Origin of the sequence: Fluviibacterium sp. S390, from assembly GCF_049800695.1 — a bacterium.
Classification (GTDB): Bacteria; Pseudomonadota; Alphaproteobacteria; order Rhodobacterales; family Rhodobacteraceae; genus Meridianimarinicoccus.
In genome coordinates, this window is record NZ_JBNAFN010000025.1 from 46567 (window position 1) to 64809 (window position 18243).

Genomic DNA, 18243 nt, shown 5'->3' on the forward strand with positions numbered 1-18243 from the left:
GGTCTTACGGTCACGGCTGCAGATAGTACATGCCAAACAGTTTCGCCCGCGTTGCCGCGGATTTCTGCGCCTCGGTGGCCTGCTCCAGGCCGCTGAGGTCATGCAGGCTGGTCCAGGTCATCACCGGCGCGCCGCTGGCCAGATCGACCTCGACCCCCACCGAATCCTCGGTGAAGCTGACCAGCGCCCGGTCGGTCTCGGGCGAGATGCTCAGATGGCCGGCGCGGAAGGAGAACAGCGGCCGCCCGGTCTGCAGGGCGTCGGGGTCGGGAAAGATCTGCCGCTCGGGCCCGCCGGCCAGGTCGATCTCCAGCAGACGCGAGCCGTGGCCGTTGCCGGCGCCGCCCCAGTTGTCGAAGACCAGCGCCTTCGAGCCGCGCAGCTGCTGCACCGCGTGCTGCTGCATGAAGCTGCCGCGCACCACGTCCAGAACCGCGCCGGTGTCGGGATCCATGATCGCGACCATGCTGAGATTGCGCAGCGAGACCACCAGGTTGCCCGGCTCCAGTACGCCGCCCGGCGCGGTATAATCCAGCACATCCACATAGTTGATGTGCAGCGGATCGCAGGGCACCGGGGTCTGGGACATCAGGGGCGCCCAGCGGCTTTCGCGCAGGGCCTTGTCGACATCGATGCGCTGCAGCACCGCGCCATCGCCATCCAGGATATGAATGCCGTCCACCTGCGGGCGGCCGGTTTCGCAATACTGGTCATAGATGCGGCCGCGGGTGCCGATCCCGACCTCCCAGTCGCCCTCTTCCAGCACCAGGTCGGGAATGATGATGCGCCCGTCGGGCATCACGTTCACCCAATGGTGGGAATAGTCGAAGCGGTACCACAGCGGATGACCGTCGCGGTCGATGCGCGCCAGCCCGCCCGAGAAGGGAAACATGTTGCCGGTGGTCTGGAAGCTGACCAGGTAATCGCCGTTGGCATAGGGTTTCAGGCCGATCGGGCGCTTGATCAGCCGCGGATCCGGCGGCACGCCTTCGCGGTAGAAGCTGCCGTCGGTGATATCGGCGGCGAAGATCTCGTCGGGGCGATAGGGGATTGCATGGGTGACCGTGCCGGCGCGGTCAACCTCCACCGCCAGGCAGCCATCCTCGGGGCAATGCTCCAGGAACTCGTTCAGCCCGCCGGTGATCAGCAGGGTCTCGGGCAGCCCGGCGGCTGCGGGATCGATCGCCTCGAAGCGGTTTGCAGCGGCCTCGGCGGGGGGCACATCGGGAGCCGGGCCCACGAACTGGCCCAGGTAGGGCGGCGCGTTGAGCCCCTTGTAGGTGTACAGCAGGGTCTTGGCGCCGCTGGCGATGGTCGGATAGGGCGGCAGCTTGAACTCGTTCACGGCGATGCCGGCCCCGAAGGCGACGATCACCGCGCCGATGAGGAACGTCAGAAACGGAAGGATTTTGGACATTACAGGGTGGTTCCGGTCAGGCTCTGGTACAGGGCACGGGCATGATCCACGCGATCCGCGGGCAGATCGTGGGCAATGGGGCGGTCGGGCAGCGGGGTGAACTCTCCGGCCACCTCGGCCAGGTGCGCGCCGGGCTCAAGGCCCAGCTGGCCGCACAGGCGGGTCATCTCGCCCAGCCCGTCGTTGCGCTGCGCCTCGTGGCTGACGAAGAGGATGCCGTCGTCGAGGCCTTGCAGATGCTCGAAGGCGGCGATCCAGTAGCCCAGCCAGTAATCCAGATCCTCGGGCGTGGTGCCCGCGGTGCGGGCGGCCAGCGTCGGAAACTGGATCGGGCGGTGCAATTGCCCGAACTCGTAATGGCCGATGTCGCCCATGTAGCGTTTGACGAAGGGATCCTCGGCGTGCTGGGTCAGGAAATTCCTGTGCTGACGCCACAGCGAGGCCGCATGGGTGACCGGATCGCGCACCGGCACCACGATGTCGGCATCGGGAAAGATCGCCCGCAGCAGCGGGATCCGCGCCACATTGCCGTTGTTCTTGGAAATATAGCGCCCGTCCGCCGCATTGGGGCCGCAGCGCAGGGCGATGATCTTGCACAGATGCTTGCGCAGGAACTCCTCGGCCTCGGCGTTGCGGTCGGTGCCGGTCCACAGGGTGATGCCGTTGTCGGTGTAGTGATCGGGCCAGAAGGCTTTCCAGATCACTTCTTCAAAGGCCTCGGGGCTGTCATAGCCGACCTGGATGCCGTCGCCATGGGCGCGCTCGGCCAGGGTGCTGTCCTTGCGGAAGCCTTTCGACAGGCGGTTCCACAGCATCGGCGCCATCAGGAAGGGCATGTCGCGGTACAGATGCGTGGCCAGGCCGGGCACATGCGACAGGGCGGTCAGCAGGATGGTGGTGCCGGCCCGCGGCAGCGAGGTGATGAAGATCGGGCGGGTGCCGGTGATGCCCTTGAGATCCTTGGCAAACATGCTGTCTTCCATGTCGGCCATGGACATCTGCAACATGCGACTGGAAAAGGCGACCTTGTGAACCCGCTGGTCCAGCTTGGAATAGGCGCTCATTTCTTCGCGACCCGCAGTCCGATGATCACGGCCACGGTGACGATCACGCTGGTGATCAGGATCACGTCCAGCCGCAGCATGAAGGCCATGGTTTCATCGGCGGGCTTGAGGCCGATCATGTCGGCGGCCTGGATCGGCACCCAGGCGGCGACCAGGGTCAGGGCCCCGCGGATCAGCAGATCGAGGAAATTCTTCATCAGCGACAGCGCGGCTTTCTGCACCGCCGCTTCCTTGGCGTCTTCATCAAGGCTCTTGTCGCCCATCACGGCCGCCGTCGCGCGCGAGGTGGCGATGGCCGTGCGCGCCCGTGGCACAAGGTTCAGAACCTGGAAGGCCGCGATGAAACACAGGACCGAAAGCCCGACAATGATCACCGTCATGTGGAGAGGCTCCACAGAAGATTGCCCCGGAAAAACGCCATTCGTCCCGCCTTTCGTAACATCACTCTGTCGGCGTTCCGCCTGACCGAATCCTCAGGGGGGGACCGCCTTGCGGATCACACAAACACAAAGCGCAAGATGGCACACTTCGGCGGCGCTTTCTGGAAGGCGCTTTGTCGCGGCCCGGTTGACCGGACCGCGCGGAAATTCCCTCAGCCGCCCTTGCGCCAGGGATGCCCGACAAGGGCGCTGTCGGGGCCGGTGATCTCGGCGCTTGGCGGGGTGGCGGGCTCATTGGCATCCACGCTGGCCAGCCCTTTCCAGACCCGCAGGTATTCGACCTCGCCCAGGAACTGGTAGCCGCCATTGCCGTTGCGGTTCAGGAAGGTCAGGAAGCGGCCCGGCACCAGCTGGCCGGTGTTGGCCGGCAGCGCCACCTGGGTTTCCACCCCGTCCTTCCACAGGGTCAGGGTCTGCCCCGGCAGATCGATGGCCAGCAGCAGCGTGACCCAGACGTTCTCGGGGATCGAGAGGCCGGGCTGATGGCTGGTCAGAAGTGCCGCGCCGCTGCTGTCGTCCAGGTTGATCCGCAGCGCACTGTTCGAGGCCAGCCGGGTGACCTCCATGCCGCCGCCGGACTGGGCGAAGATGCCGCCATTGCCGGCGCCGGGGGCAAAGCGCAGCCTTGCTGCCATGGTCAGCAGGCCCGGATTGGCGCCCAGGTTGCCCGGATCGTTGAAATAGGGGCCCGCGCCGGTGGTGGTGAAGGTCGCGGGTGCGGGCAGGGTGTTGGCGATCTCGGTGGCCAGGGGCAGCGGCTCCAGCGCCACGCCCTCGACACCCGCGAGCCCCAGGTCCACCATCGGCAGGTTCATCCAGTCGCCGTCGAACTTGTCCTCGGGCCATTTCAGCACGCCCGAGGCGCCGCCGCGGCCGAATTGCACCGAATCGGCGAAGGTGAACAGGCCGCCGCCATTGGGCGCGATCCGCACCCGGCCCCCCGCCAGCGTGGCGTTTTCCGCCGGAATGCCGTTGATCTCGAAGCCCAGCACCTCGGTGCGATGCGGGTATGTGGTGGGCATCGCCGGCAGGCCGCGCGCCGCGCGGGTGGTGGTGACCGGCGGCGTGGCGCCGCTGGCGTCCTCGAACCACAACTCGACCCAGGCGCCCGAGGGCTCCCAATAGGCGCGGTTGAAACGCGGCACCTCGATCGGTGCCAGCCCCAGCCCGTGCAGCGCGGTCACCGCCACGTGGCGGGCGCGGGCGGGAAGCCCGTCGTCGGTCATCGCCGCGGGGTGCGAGGCGTCATCCCAATGGGTGCCGGTGTCCGACGGCGTGTTGTCGGTGGCGCTGACCGCGCGATAGCCGTTCTGGTAGAGCAGGATCTCGGGCCCCTTGCCGCGCGGTGCCAGGATCGGGGCCAGGGCCGCGTCGTCCAGCATGTTGCGGATCGACAGGCGGGTGTCCTGCTTGTTGGCGATCGGATCGGGGCTGCCATCGGCGCGGGTCACCGCGTCGCGCATGTCCTGGCCGACTTCGAACCGGTGCGGGCCGAACATCAGCAGCGGCGTGCGCGCGGCATCGAAGATCCCGCGTCCGCCGGCGGCCGACAGGTCCCACAGGACATGATCAAAGGTGCGCGCCTGATGCGCGGTGCCCAGCGTATAATCGGCGCCGGCCGCAGTGATGCCGGCGTAGAAGGGATAGAAGCGCTGGCGGAACATGTCGGCGGCGGCGCTGTCGGCGGCGGTCCAGGTGTCCAGCACCAGCCCCAGGTCCGACCCGTCGGCGCGGGCCTGCGCCACGATCGCCGCGAAATCCACCCAGTCGCGGGAGAAATCGCTGTCATTGGCCAGGTTGCCCCGGCTGGTGCCGGAATGGGCCAGGTCGAGGATCAGGAACTTCTCGCCCGGCGCGTTGCGGATCAGCACATCGGCCAGCGCCGCGACCGAGGCGGTGACCGGATTGGCGGCGGTGACCGGTTCGATGGTGATCGGCCAGGGCTTGGTGCCGCCCTCCTGCTGGCGGATCACCTGCACGGCGCTGTCGTCGGTCACGGCCAGCGGCGCGGTCTGGCTGAAATTGTCGGCAAACATCCGGGCATCTTCCGACTGGCCGATCAGCCCGACGATATGGCCCACGCCGAAGCGGCTGGTGGTGCTGGCCTTGGCGCTTGCATGGCCCTCGACCCAGACCCGCGGGCGCAGCCAATGGGTGCTGCGCGCGGCACCGGGATAGGCGCCGGTCCAGCTGCCGCCCGCGGCGGTGGCCACGGGTTGGGCGGGATAGAGCACCGCGCCGGTGTCGGCGCGCAGGATCTCGGCCATGATGCGGGCGCCGTCGGGGGCATCGGTGCTGCCCGACAGCGGGATGTCGGCACTGTTGCCGCCGCGCGCCGCCCCGCTGTCGAACAGCGTCAGATCGCGCGAGAACTCGGCGATACTGGCGGTGGCGGCGGGTCCGGGCGAGGGGGCGGACGACATGGGGCTGGGCAGACCGATGGCAAGCGCGACCTGGATCATCATGGCAAGCAGGCTCCTTCTGTGGCAGCGCCGGGATCGGGCGGTCAGAGCGGAAAGGATGGCGGCCATGGGCAGGGGTCCTGATGCAAGGGGTTTCCCTTACTGGCAGCCCCCGCGCGCCGGGATCAAGGCGGATCCTCTCCCGGTTTCACGGCCCATCCGTCCCGCCCCGGCCTCCGGGAACGGCAAATGAAGGCTCAGGCTAGCTTGAGGGGCGGGGGCGTTGCGCCAGAGGCGCACCGAGCGTTCCTGCGCCAGAGGCGCACGCAGCGCACTCGCGCCAAAGGCGCACCAAGCGTGTGGGCATCGCCCCCCCCCGCACGCGGTCGCCCGGCCCCGGCCCTGCGGCCTCTTGCGTCATCTCGTCCCTGCTGTCTCCGCCCGCCGGCTTCGTATACTGCGCGCAGTACCAGTGAGTAAGGATTCCAGTTCATGCCCATCTTCAAGGCCGGCGAGAAGCTCGTGCTCTATGCCCATGTCCCCAAATGCGGGGGGTCGGCCGTGTCGTGGTACCTGACCGAACGCTTCGGACAGGTCGCCTTCCATGACAGCCGTCACACGCGGCATGATCCGCGCAGCCTGTGGTCGCGCACCTCGCCGCAGCACATCGACCACACCAGCCTGTCGCGGCTGTTTCCCGACGGGTTCTTCGACGCGATGTTCACCATCGTGCGGCACCCGGTGGCGCGGCTGGTCAGCGCCTATCACTTCCAGCTGGAGGTCGAGCAGAGCATCTCGACCCAGGTCAGCTTCTCGGACTGGCTGGAGGATCTGACCGACCGCCGCGCCGAGGATCCCTTCGTGCACGACAACCACGTCCGCCCGATGACCGAGATCGTCCCCGAGGGCGCCCAGGTCTTTCACATGGAACACGGGCTGGACGCGCTGGTGCCCTGGTTCGACGCGCTCACCGGCACCGCGGCCGCGCCGCGCGCCCTGCCCAAGATCAACGAGCGGGGCAATTACGCCAAGGTGGCGGTGGAACGGGCCAAGCCCACGGATTGGGACCTGGAACGGATCGCCGAGATCTATGCCGGGGATTTCAGCCGCTTCGGCTATGAGATCGGATCGAAGGCGCCCAAAAACCCGGCCCCGGTGCTGACCGCCGCCCAGATCGCCGAACGCGATGCGGCGCTGAAGGCGTTCAACAGCCCGATGGCCAAGTTCACCCGCAAGATCACCCGGCGTATCGGACGCTAAGACGTCCGTCAGGGAATATCGGACGCTAAGACGTCCGTCAGGGAATATCGGACGCTAAGACGTCCGTCATGAAGAGGGGACGCTAAGACGTCCGTCATGAGGGGCGGACGCTAGCTGCCCGTCGGGACACCCAGCCGCCGGTCAGCCGCCATAGGCGGTCATCCGGCGATCCCGCAGGTAGCGCCAGAGCGGCCGCAGCGTGGCCAGCAGCGCCCCGCCGGTCAGCGCCAGCAGCCCGGCCTCGACCAGCGGCGGCAGGGTCCAGGGCAGCAGCGGGCTGGCCAGCGCCAGCGCCGCGGTGAACAGCGCCAGCGCGATCAGGCAGGGGGCCTGCGGCGCCACCGCCATGCCGGCCCAGCGATGCACCAGCACCAGCGCCACGAGAAAGCCCAGGGCCTCGCCCAGAACCGCCACGCCCAGAACCGCCGGCAGGCCGGCGCCGCCGATCAGCAGCGCCCAGGCCACGGCGATGGCCAGCACCCGCGGCAGGTTCGACACCACGCCGTTCAGGGTCCGGGCGCGGGCCAGCGCCACCTGGCTCAGCCCCGAGCGCACCGCCCGCAGCAGCTCGACCACCGCCATCAGCAGCAGGAAATCCAGCACCGGCGCGTATTTCTCGCCCAGGGCCAGCAGCACCAGCGGCGGCCCGGCCAGCGCGATGCCCAGAGCCAGCACCGCCATCGCCAGCGCCGAGGCCTGCACCATCACCACCGCCATGCGGTTGAACTCGCCGTCATCGGCCTTGGCCGCCGACAGTTGCGGCAGCAGGAACTGGTGCACGGCGCGGGTCACCGCCCCCATCGGGGTCTGCACCAGCGACAGGGTCATGGAGAAGATCGCCAGCGTCGCCATGCCCAGCTCGCGCCCGACCACCAGCCGCTCGCCCTGGTAGATGATGAACAGCATCACCCCGTTGGCCAGCAGCGGCCAGCCGAAGCGCACCCCGCGCATCAGGATGTCGCGCCGGAAGGCCAGCGCATAGCGGCGCTCTTTCACCAGGTGGGTGAGCAGCAGGTACAGCAGCCATTGCGCCAGGATCGCCCCCAGCATCACCCGGTAGTCGCCGTACATCATGTACAGCGGCCAGATCGCCAGCACCGAGATCAGCGGCGGCAGCAGCTGGGTGGCGATGAACGGCCCATAGGCCATGCGCCGCTGCAGGCGGAAGACATCGAAATGCGCCAGCCCGTTCAGCACCGGCACCACCGCCAGCAGCTGGTAGGCCCAGGTGATCTGCGGCTGGCCCAGGAAGCGCGCCATCGGCGCCGCCAGCGCGAACAGCAGCGCCCCCGAGACGAAGCCGCGCAACAGCTGGAACCCCTGCAACGAGGCCTGGAAATCCGGATCGTCGCCGTCGTTGTCCTGGATGATCATCTGGTTCAGGCCCAGGTTCGACAGCAGCTGCATGATCGTGACCGAGATCATGAAGGTGGCCGCGATCCCGTAATCGGCCACGCTGATCAGCCGCGCGATCAGGATCGTGCGCAGGAACAGGATGACCGAGGTCATCACGTTGCCTGACAACAGCAGCACGATCTTCTTCACCATTACTCGACACCTGCGCCACTTCTACCGGACCGGGTATGACGGCAGCCGGGGGGGAATGGCAAATGATTCCCCCTTTGCAATCTTGTCACAGCGGCAATGACAGCCGATTTGTCGCTTTGCCCGGCACCGGGGCGCCTGTTAAACGCGCCCCCAACGCGTACCAGTTGAAAGTTCAATCCCATGACAGCGTCGTTGCATTCGCCCATTACCGAACTCTATGTCTCCGCCGAAAGCGCCCAGAAACTGAAGGTCGAGGCCGGCGAGATGCCGTCCTGGGATCTGACCGCCCGCCAGATCTGCGATCTGGAACTGCTGATGAACGGCGGCTTCAACCCGCTCAAGGGCTTCCTGGGCGAGGCAGACTACAACGGCGTCGTGGAAAACATGCGTCTGGCCGACGGCAGCCTCTGGCCGATGCCGATCACCCTGGATGTCAGCGAGAAATTCGCCGAAGGGATCGAACCCGGCCAGGACATCGCCCTGCGCGACCCCGAGGGCGTGATCCTGGCGATCCTGAACGTCTCCGACAAATACACCCCGAACAAGGCCCGCGAGGCCGAGAAGGTCTTCGGCGCCGATGACAGCGCCCACCCGGCGGTGAACTACCTGCACAATACCGCCGGCCCGGTCTACCTGGGCGGTCCGATCACCGGCCTGCAGGCGCCGATCCACTATGACTTCCGCGCCCGCCGCGACACGCCGAACGAATTGCGCGCCTATTTCCGCAAGATGGGCTGGCGCAAGATCGTCGCCTTCCAGACCCGCAACCCGCTGCACCGCGCGCACCAGGAACTGACCTTCCGCGCCGCCAAGGAAAGCCAGGCCAACCTGCTGATCCACCCGGTGGTGGGCATGACCAAACCCGGCGACGTGGACCATTTCACCCGCGTGCGCTGCTACGAGGCGGTGCTGGACAAATACCCGGCGGCCACCACCCACATGTCGCTGCTGCCGCTGGCCATGCGCATGGCCGGCCCGCGCGAGGCGGTCTGGCACGGTCTGATCCGCAAGAACCACGGCCTGACCCATTTCATCGTCGGTCGCGACCACGCCGGCCCCGGCAAGAACTCCGCCGGCGAGGATTTCTACGGCCCCTATGACGCCCAGGACATGTTCCGGGAATACCAGGACGAGATGGGCATCGAGATGGTGCCGTTCAAACACATGGTCTATGTGCAGGACCGCGCCCAGTACGAGCCCGCCGACGAGATCGCCGACAAGGACAACGTCACCATCCTGAACATCAGCGGCACCGAATTGCGCCGCCGCCTGTCCGAAGGCCTGGAGATCCCCGAGTGGTTCTCCTTCCCCGAAGTGGTGGCCGAGCTGCGCAAGACCAAGCCGCCGCGCGCCAAGCAGGGCTTCACCGTGTTCTTCACCGGCTTCTCGGGCTCGGGCAAATCCACCATCGCCAACGCGCTGATGGTCAAGCTGATGGAAATGGGCGGCCGCCCGACCACGCTTCTGGACGGCGACCTGGTGCGCAAGAACCTGTCGTCCGAGCTGGGCTTCAGCAAGGAACACCGCGACCTGAACATCCGCCGCATCGGCTATGTCGCCTCCGAGATCACCAAGAACGGCGGCATCGCCATCTGTGCCCCGATCGCGCCCTACGCCACCACCCGCCGCGCCGTGCGCGAGGAGATCGAACAGTTCGGCGCCTATGTGGAAGTGCATGTCGCCACCTCGATCGAGGAATGCGAACGCCGCGACCGCAAGGGGCTCTACAAGCTGGCCCGTGAAGGCAAGATCAAGGAGTTCACCGGCATCTCGGATCCCTACGACGTGCCCGAGAACCCCGAACTGCGCCTCGACACCGAAGGCACCGACGTGGATTTCTGCGCCCAGCAGGTGCTGCTGAAGCTGGAAAGCATGGGGCTGATCGGCTCGGAATCGTAAGACGGCCACAGGTCTGAAAGACAAGGAACCCCCCCCGCCGAGGCCATCGGCGGGGGGGTTTTCGTTTTGAGTGACGCCCCATGGGATATCCGGCATGTCACATTGTCGAGGCATCGAACCAACATCATGTTGGCAACCTCGGCGCTGACCACGGACCGAAGCAAGTGCCTCAAGGACCTCATTGCTGGGCGGCATAAAGATCAGGCACTGATGCCGAAAATGCCGCTCTCCTGCTTCAGCGGGATCATTCCTTCTGTGCACAATGCCTTGACCAGACCCGACCGGTTACCAAGGCCCTGAGCCTAGTCAGGCGATAGGATGGCTTGGATGAGCCATCTTTCCTACGCTCGAAGAAAAAATGGGGTTGACTTTCACTTTGCACGGTGGCCTCGGGTGCACCTTGACACAGGACATCTAAGACTTTTCAGCGACGAGTTTCGTCGTCGTTAGACATTGCCTCATCAGTCAATCTCGAGTGCAAGTCAAAGAGGACCATTGTGTCGCGCTCGTCGCTAGAACGGACCAATGAAGACACGGGTTTTTTCTCAGGCATTTCCCCAGTGAAATATTGAAATGCACCGGAAACCGCATCGGTTAAGTTTTCTGAGAAGTCTTCAAAGTACACACGGTGTGGAACTATTTCATTCATTTCGAAGTATTGTTGCCATTTCGTCTCTTCTGCCTGCAAATTGGCCAGATTATTTTTTATTGGACCAAGAGGGACTTGACCAACAACAGGGCTTTCGTATTTCGCCCCTGCTTCGCGGTGCCAAATATTGTACTCGTTTGCTTTCCACAACGAATAGGCTTGGGCGACCTTATCCTTCCTCTCAATATGGACAAACTTTACTTCAGGGAATATCTCCCGAAAATGGTTGCCAGTCCAGTTGACTACGGTGGCGAAGTCAATCCAGTTTGTCTTGAAAGCCAGTACTCCAGACGTTTCCTGTCCGTAGTATTGGTTCAAATAGTCAACAAGAGAGCTTGGTTTAAACTTTTCAGACAGGTCTTTCATTGAAGAACGAGGATTGAATATTTCTCGAATTGGCCGACCCGAAAGCCCACAACTGGTTAACGCCGATACAAAAGCAGTGCTACCGACTCTAGCAGTCATTGATATTACCGCCGTTCTATCATATGCTCTATTAACCTCGAGGCCGAGTTTGTGAAATATTTCGTCGAGTTCAGACATTTGACACCTTGTGCTTTTGTGCTTTTGTAACGTCAGACTTAAAGTCAGGCAACGGCTTTGGAGGCAAGTCGGGCTAATCTGCTCCCCTAGTAGTCCGCGTTTATTGATTAGCTCTGTTCAGGTGTGTGATGTGCTATCCAACGCGCCCTCGGTCGTTGTCAGAGTTTCCGCCCTTCTGCACTGCTCCCCAAGCTTGGACCGCCGGAAGCTGGATTTTTTCGGCTCCTTCACGATGACGGGCTGGTGACGCCATCGGGACAATGTATGGCGATCGGGAAGTTATATCCGATCGCACTGTGGGGTCTGTCCTCGTTGTAGTGTCTATGCCAATCCTCGAGCTTTTCGCGGGCATCCGCAAGACTCATGAACCAGTGCGCGTTCAGGCATTCCGCTCGGAACCGGCCATTGAACGCCTCGATGAAGGCGTTGTCCGTCGGCTTGCCCGGTCGTGAGAAGTCGAGCGTGACACTGCGCTGATAGGCCCAGAGGTCCATGTCGCGCGAGATAACTTCTGCGCTCATACCGATTGTGCCTCCCTGCCCGAGATGCGGCCTGCCGCCAACAGATGGCCAAAGTACCCCCGCACGCCCAGCTGCTTAATCTTGGTGGCTAGTGTTGGATCCTGACTGAGAACGGTTGCCGGATCCAGACCTGGGCCAGGCGCACGGTTTTCGGCGGCGCCAAAGGCCATGAAGTGTGCAAGCGGTGTCGTGATCTGAGCGGTTCTGACCGCCTTCTCGATGTCACCGTATCTGGAAAGGTAGAATTGGCTGTCAAAAAACTCCAAAGGCTCTTTGCCCTGAGGCAGCCCGATTTCCAGGTAATGCCACAGCATCGTACTGCGCTTGCTGCGCGGCAGAGCACGCAGGCGAAAACCCTCTAGATACTTTGCCTGATCGAAATAGTAGCGGCTGACGAAGAATTCACTGGGGTCGTAAAGCTGCGCACTGCCCTCATGTATGTAGTGATCGACCGCACTTTTGTACCGTCCACCATCCACGGCGGACTTCGCATCGGGATATCTCTTGAGATAGTAATCCGCATCGAAAAGATCGTGAAAGGCCCGTTCCAGAAGCTCGTCAGGCAACCGCAGTCCGTTCATGAGACCGGGCCTGTGTTCCCGCAACCACGTATTGAAGCAATATCCCCCTTCGGTCACATAAGGATCCGGAAAGGCTTCCTGCAGATCGTCGTGGAGGCGATACAGCTTCCGGGCCTCGGCAGGGATGGCTTCTCCGTTGTCGAAGAAATCGTAGGCCGGGGGGACCGCTGCCAGATACTTTTGTCCACGCCGGGCGATGGCTTCCTCGTAATGGCGCTCGATTTCCGCCATTGCTCCACCGGAGGGATCAAATATCTCTCGAACGCGGCGATGGGTGCCCGTGGGACCCGTTCCCGAGAAGTGATAGGTGATCAGGGGCCAACCATCGACCTGGAAGGAGCGTTCGTTGCCGGCCTCTTTCTGGGTTATCTCGCGGCCGCCAATGTTCCAGCTCGCCACATCCAGATTGGGGCAGCGAAGGATTTTTACACCTTCGAATGCAGCAGGCACCAGATCCATCCAGCGTTGATCTGTGAACAGGCCGATAACCTTGTCATCGAAGCAGTATTTGTCCAGTCGATCTCCCCACCATTTGGCGAGCGCACGGCCATTTTCATCAGGACGCACGAAAAGATGGCCGAGATTATAGATACCGTGTTCCGTGACCGACATTTCGGTCATCTGAACACCGATGTCGGTGGTCTCCACACTCAAGATGTGCGGCACCAACCCGATCGAAGCCTCTTCAAGATATTTATCGACAGCCGCCAAGTCATTGTAAACGTAGACGTCTGGATCAAGATATACAAACAGGTCCGCGTCGGGCTCCTCGCGCATCAGGCGTTGCAACGCACGGCCCTTAACACCGGTGCACAACTCCATAATGTTATGCTGGAATACCCAGCCCGCATCATAACCCAGATCACGCGGCAGCCACATCCGGTCGAACCCCTGTTCAAGCGGGTCACAATCGCCGGCAGGCTCATCACAAAGGCACAGCGTTACCGAGGTATTGGGAGAATTCCGGTGGATACTATCGGCAAGGACCCGGGCCTTGGCATAATAGTTCAATGCACAACTGGTATAGACTGCAATCTTCATTTTACGTGTCCGTTTGATCGCAGGCCAACAAGCTGCGCAGATGTTCGTTTTCGGCTTTCAACAGAGCCACCTCGCGCCCCTGCCGGAGCGTTTTCTGGCTCTCGCCGTGACCGCCGCTGTTCGGAGATGTGGTGGTATGCGGGACTGCGCTTTGCATCTGCATCCGTGCTGAACCGCTGCCGGAAATCGCATTGGTGACGAAGAGATCATGGAGGAACAGCGTTATGTCGCGCACCCACGGTCGTCGGTCGGTCATGGTAATTGTATTGGAGTCATCCGTACGCGCCGAAATCATGCAAAACACGTCCTCATAGATCAGCATCGGCGGCAAATCCGGGGCGCAGAGCAACGCAAGATAGATCGTGTAGTCCTCGCTGAGATCATGCCGCAGCGGGATGTCGCGCAGACGCTCCTGGATCCAACTGCGGGGGGCGATCAAGGCACAGACAGGAAGTTGGTTGGAGCCCTTGAACATATAGCGGATATTGTCACTGTAGTAGGTTTTGACAGGCGTCGAGCTTTCAAGAATCCATCGTTTCGAACCGGTCTCCTTCCAAGTCTCGTTGCGCACTTGCGAAGACATGACCAGCAATGGATCCTGATCGAGGAAGCGCGCGGACGAAATCACCTTGAGGGCATCCAGATCGACAAAATCGTCGTCATCCACGATGGCGACATAGTCTTTTCCTGCCGCCATGATGCCACCCATCAGGTTGTCGACCCGGCTGTAGGGGTAGCGGCCTTCGTTGCATTGCAACACGATGTCCAACTCTGGAAATTCCTGCTGCAGATCGGTGTGGGCTGTCTGAGCCTGATCGGCATCCACATCGGTGGTGATGACCACCTCCAAATCAATATCCAGATCCTGGCGCGCCCGGGTTAGCGTGCTGAGCATCCGCCGCAGCAAATGCGAGCGCTTGAACCGACTGCGCGTGACCACCGAAAGGGACATTTTCCTGCAGGCAGGGGCCACTGCGCGACGGATCAGTTCACTCAGGGGCTCCACCGGACGCGCGAGCGCCTTTTCCCGGGCGGACTTGGGGCGGGTGTCCTGATCGGGTTTGATCTCGGGCGCAACCAGCGGGATGCTCGACATCAGAGAAGGAATGGTTTCGTCAGGAAGGCGGTGGCTGAATGCTGTACTCAGCATGGCCTCGCATTTGCTATGGTCGCGTCCTCGCTCACCTCCATTGATGCCGATTGCCATCTCCGGACGGAAAACCGAGACACGGCCTTCAAGATAGCCTTCAAGAATACACCACAGCGCAAAGTAGTCCGGATGCATAGCAATCCCTTGCCACTCCGACTGCCTGTCCCGAAGGAAATCGGCGTTCAAAATGAACAGCTCCAGTCCACAGTCCACAATCGGTTGCGCGATGCTAAGAGAGAACATTCGCGGAGCCGCTGACGGATAGACCACACTGGCAGTCATGCCATTGGTGCATTTGCCTGTACTCGCCAGCACAGCCCAGTCTGCAGGTCCGGCGGCATTGGAACAGGCCCTTTCCAATCGTGTGGGCAGTTCGTCGTCAAAAACGCAGGCCTCGTTGAGCGATACGGCAACGGCGGTGATACTGTCATCCGAGAGAGCTTGGTTCAGAAGAACCCAGAAGGCATTTTTACCCTTCGCTTTTCCGCAGTAATTCATTTTGTCAAAGGCTGCAAAAGCGACCTGAAAAGGAGCGAAATCATCCGGCTCAGTAAAAATGAAAGCAACCTTGGAAGATCCACTTGAAAAGCTGTAAAGCTGCAAAACTCATCCTTTCCCTAGCAAGGAATTTTTCGTACTTTGCAGGAGGCCAGATCCGCCTCCGAACGTTCATCCACCCGCGACCGAAGCGCTCTGTGTGTGTATGGTTTTGTTGCAGGTTGAACAACCGTCTGCTGCAGGGTGCTTCACTTCGTGCAGCGGATGCGACGGCCCCGCGCAACCACGTCCGGGGCTGTGTTTCTGCCGGCACTTGATGGAAGGTTTCTTCCCGGTGACCTGAGACCCGTTTCCTCTCCCGGCCAGGGAAACTCGGCGGAAAACTCCAGCTTCAAACGACCCAGTTTTCAAGGGACCGAGCAACTCAACGCCCGCGGCGTTTCCCTTTCACATCCGCAAGTGGTTCAGCATGTACCCGACCCGGGCCGCCGCCCGTTCTGCCGATACTTTTCCATCAGTATCAATATCTTGAGATTCAGTTGCTTGAATCCCTGCGAGAATGCTTGCCACTGCCCTAGCTTCCGCCCCCGCCCTGTCACCCCCGATAAGGTGCACTTATCGCGCCCCGCCCCACCCCCCCCTTCCGGGATTGTCGTGGCGCTTGGGGCGCGCTGCGCTAGACTGAAGCCCTATTGCGGAGGTTTTCTCATGTCCCGTTTGATCCCCCCTGCCCTGCGTGCCGCCCTGGGCGCGCTTCTGACCGTGGCGACCATGCTGCCGGCGGCTGCGACCGGTCCGGTGCAAACTTCGGAAAATGCAGGATATTCCCCTCCTGCCGCGGCGGTCCCGCTTAAGGCTTTCTTCACCCGCACCCCCGAGGTTGCCCTGCCATGGGGGCACCGCGCCGCTCCGTCCTGTGACGGGCCGGCGGTCAAGGGGTGTCTGAACGTGTCCAACTCCACGATCCTCAAGGTCGACAGCGTCGAAGCGCTGAACGCGGCCCTGGCCAAGGCCTCGGGCGGGGAAACCTTCCTGCTGGCGCCGGGCGATTACGGCCGCCTGAACCTGACCGGCAAGGCCGCCACCAATCTGACCTTCAAGGCCGAAAGCCCGGGCAGCGCCAGCTTCAGCGGCGGCATGCTGCGGGGCGTGCAAGGCGTGACCTTCGAGGATGTGACCTTCGACTACACCTTCCAGGCCGGCGACACGCTGAAAACCGAAATGCTGTCGGTCCGCAACAGCAGCGACATCATCTTCCGCCAGGTGCTGCTGACCGGGGACATGGCCTCGGGCACCGGCAAGGCCAATTTCGACGATCACTTCACCGGTTTCGGCCTGCGCGCCCGCGACAGCCAGAACATCGTGATCGAGGACAGCGAGGTCACCGGCTTCTGGAAGGGCATCTACCTGGCGCGGGTGGATGGGGCGCAACTGCTGCGCACCGAGTTGCACGAGATCCGCTCGGATGCGCTCAACCTGATCGACACCCGCGACGTGCTGGTGGAAGACAACCAGTTCCACTCGATCCGCCGGTCGATGCAGTCGGGCGACCACGCCGACATGATCCAGGTCTGGAGCGGTCAGGACGATCCCGCCCGCAAGCCCGGCAACATGGTCATCCGCAACAATTATTTCGACATCGCCGACGGCGACCGCAGCCAGATGATCTATATGGACAACAGCCGCGCGTCGAACCGCGATGCGGATCCGGCGATCTTCTACAGCAACATCCTGATCGAGAACAACGTGATCATCTCGGGCACGGTGTCGGGGATCAAGCTGGGCGCGGTGGATGCGGCGGTGATCCGCAACAACATCCTGGTCTACAGCGAAGCCCCCGATGCCGACACCGCCAAGGGCGCCGGCGACCCGCGCATCCGGGTGGCGCCGCATTCCACCAACGTGGTGATCTCGGACAACATCACCTACGACGTGAAGGGCTATTCCGGGCAGGCCGACTGGTCGGTCTCGGGCAACGTGAAGGCGCAAAGCGCGCGGCCGGGGGCGCCGGGCTATGTCGGGGGGATCCTCAGCCCGATCTCCCATGACCCGGCCGAGGGCACCCCGGTGGATGCCACGCTGCTGGCCTTTGACAGCGGCACCGGCCTGCTCAGCATGCTGGAAGACGGCACCATGCAGGCGCTGCTGCTGCCCGCGGCGGCGCTCACCCCGATGGGCGGTGGCGGCACCGGGCTGGACCTGGGCACCGCGGTGGTCGAAACCCCGGCCTCGGCGGTGGCACCGCTGGGCGGCGGCACCGGCTTCCGGCTTGACGCCGGCCTGCGGCTGGAGACGGGGCAGGACCGGGGCGTGGTGTTCCTGCTCAAGGGGGTGTTGATGGTCTCGGTCACCGATCAGGGCGGCCTGGAGGCGGTTCTCACCACCGCCACGGGCGACAGCGCGCGGGTGCAGACCCCCGGCCCCCTGGGCGACGGCGGCTGGCACGACGTCTCGCTGACCTATGACGGCGCCGCCGGGGGGGGCGGGCTGACCCTGACGCTGGACGGGGTGCTGCAGGACACCGTCGCGCTGGAGGGCGCCCTGCCCGAGATGCCCCGCAAGGGGCTGATGCTGGGCTCGCCCTGGCACGCGGATGCCCAGGGCGGGCTGCGCCACCTGTCGCTGACCGGTCTGGTGGAACATTCCGATCCGATCCTCAGCCCGGCCCCGGTGCCGCCGGTGTTCCCGCCCGAGATCGACAGCGCCACGCTGCTGGCGCAGGCGGTGATGGCCGAGGGCTTCGACTTCCTGGAGGATCCGGCGCTGGCGGCCAACCTGATGGGCGATGCCCGGCTGACCGGCACCGAGGGCGACGGCCAGCTGAGCCTCGGCACCGGCGGCGCCCTGCACCTGCCCGGCCTGCCCGGCGACCTGCACAGCCAACATCTGGCCGCCGAGATCCTGTTCCAGGTGGACCTGGACGTCACCGAGCGCAGCACCCTGCTGTCCAGCCACCGGCGCTTCGAGGCGGAACTGGTGGGCGACCGGCTGAAACTCACCGCCAGCACCGCCGAGGGCGGCACCGCCTCGGTCACCAGCGGGCGCCTGACCGACCTGCAGGCCGACGGCCCGCACCGCCTGACGCTGGAGCTTGACGCCCGCGCCGACCTGCTGACGGCGCATCTGGACGGGCAGCTTGTGCTGGCCGAGACCGGCATCGACTTCGACCTCGCCGCCAGCACCGCGCGGGAACGCGGCTGGCACATGGGCAACCGCTGGAGCGATGCGGC

The 18243-nt window shown here is 63.6% G+C and carries 11 protein-coding genes and 1 pseudogene; 3 read left to right on the top strand and 9 right to left on the bottom strand.

Annotated features, from left to right (window positions below; translation table 11 throughout):
- Window positions 1–10: 10 nt before the first annotated feature.
- The 4 genes from ACP15K_RS17080 to ACP15K_RS17095 all read right to left on the bottom strand — a co-directional run bounded on the left by ACP15K_RS17080 (window position 11) and on the right by ACP15K_RS17095 (window position 5386).
- Window positions 11–1417, bottom strand: a complete 1407-nt coding sequence (locus ACP15K_RS17080; protein WP_193143390.1) for an arylsulfotransferase family protein — start codon at window positions 1415–1417, stop codon at window positions 11–13.
- Complete coding sequence (locus tag ACP15K_RS17085) at window positions 1417–2481, bottom strand: sulfotransferase (protein WP_193143391.1); 1065 nt, start codon at window positions 2479–2481, stop codon at window positions 1417–1419. Before ACP15K_RS17085 ends, ACP15K_RS17080 begins: the two co-directional genes overlap by 1 nt.
- Window positions 2478–2861, bottom strand: a complete 384-nt coding sequence (locus tag ACP15K_RS17090) for a hypothetical protein (RefSeq protein ID WP_424991088.1) — start codon at window positions 2859–2861, stop codon at window positions 2478–2480. The genes ACP15K_RS17085 and ACP15K_RS17090 overlap by 4 nt, the downstream gene beginning before the upstream one ends.
- 212 nt (window positions 2862–3073) lie before the next feature.
- Window positions 3074–5386: a hypothetical protein gene (locus ACP15K_RS17095; RefSeq protein ID WP_424991089.1), complete on the bottom strand. Its 2313-nt coding sequence runs from the start codon at window positions 5384–5386 to the stop codon at window positions 3074–3076.
- A 429-nt stretch (window positions 5387–5815) separates the two neighbouring features.
- On the opposite strand from ACP15K_RS17095, the gene ACP15K_RS17100 reads away from it, so the two are divergent.
- A complete protein-coding gene (locus tag ACP15K_RS17100; RefSeq protein ID WP_193143396.1) occupies window positions 5816–6583 on the top strand; it encodes a sulfotransferase family 2 domain-containing protein in 768 nt (255 codons plus the stop codon).
- 141 nt (window positions 6584–6724) lie between these two features.
- Here the strand turns inward: ACP15K_RS17100 and ACP15K_RS17105 are convergent, their stop codons facing one another.
- On the bottom strand, window positions 6725–8131 hold the full coding sequence (locus tag ACP15K_RS17105; protein WP_424991090.1) for an oligosaccharide flippase family protein: 1407 nt from the start codon (window positions 8129–8131) through the stop codon (window positions 6725–6727).
- A gap of 180 nt (window positions 8132–8311) precedes the next feature.
- Here ACP15K_RS17105 and ACP15K_RS17110 point away from each other — a divergent pair, with 180 nt between their 5' ends.
- A complete protein-coding gene (locus ACP15K_RS17110; protein ID WP_424991091.1) occupies window positions 8312–10030 on the top strand; it encodes a bifunctional sulfate adenylyltransferase/adenylylsulfate kinase in 1719 nt (572 codons plus the stop codon).
- 424 nt (window positions 10031–10454) lie between these two features.
- On the opposite strand, the gene ACP15K_RS17115 is transcribed toward ACP15K_RS17110, so the two are convergent.
- From ACP15K_RS17115 to ACP15K_RS17130, 4 genes and pseudogenes are all read right to left on the bottom strand, one after another.
- On the bottom strand, window positions 10455–11222 hold the full coding sequence (locus ACP15K_RS17115; RefSeq protein WP_424991092.1) for a Stf0 family sulfotransferase: 768 nt from the start codon (window positions 11220–11222) through the stop codon (window positions 10455–10457).
- A gap of 227 nt (window positions 11223–11449) precedes the next feature.
- Window positions 11450–11737 (bottom strand): annotated as a pseudogene (locus ACP15K_RS17120) (integrase core domain-containing protein); the annotation flags it as partial.
- Window positions 11738–11739: 2 nt separating this feature from the next.
- Window positions 11740–13365, bottom strand: coding sequence for a hypothetical protein (locus ACP15K_RS17125; RefSeq protein ID WP_424991093.1), 1626 nt, complete (start codon window positions 13363–13365; stop codon window positions 11740–11742).
- A gap of 1 nt (window position 13366) precedes the next feature.
- Complete coding sequence (locus ACP15K_RS17130) at window positions 13367–15118, bottom strand: hypothetical protein (RefSeq protein WP_424991094.1); 1752 nt, start codon at window positions 15116–15118, stop codon at window positions 13367–13369.
- Window positions 15119–15721: 603 nt separating this feature from the next.
- On the opposite strand from ACP15K_RS17130, the gene ACP15K_RS17135 reads away from it, so the two are divergent.
- A partial coding sequence (locus ACP15K_RS17135; RefSeq protein ID WP_424991095.1) for a hypothetical protein occupies window positions 15722–18243 on the top strand: 2522 nt, incomplete at its 3' end.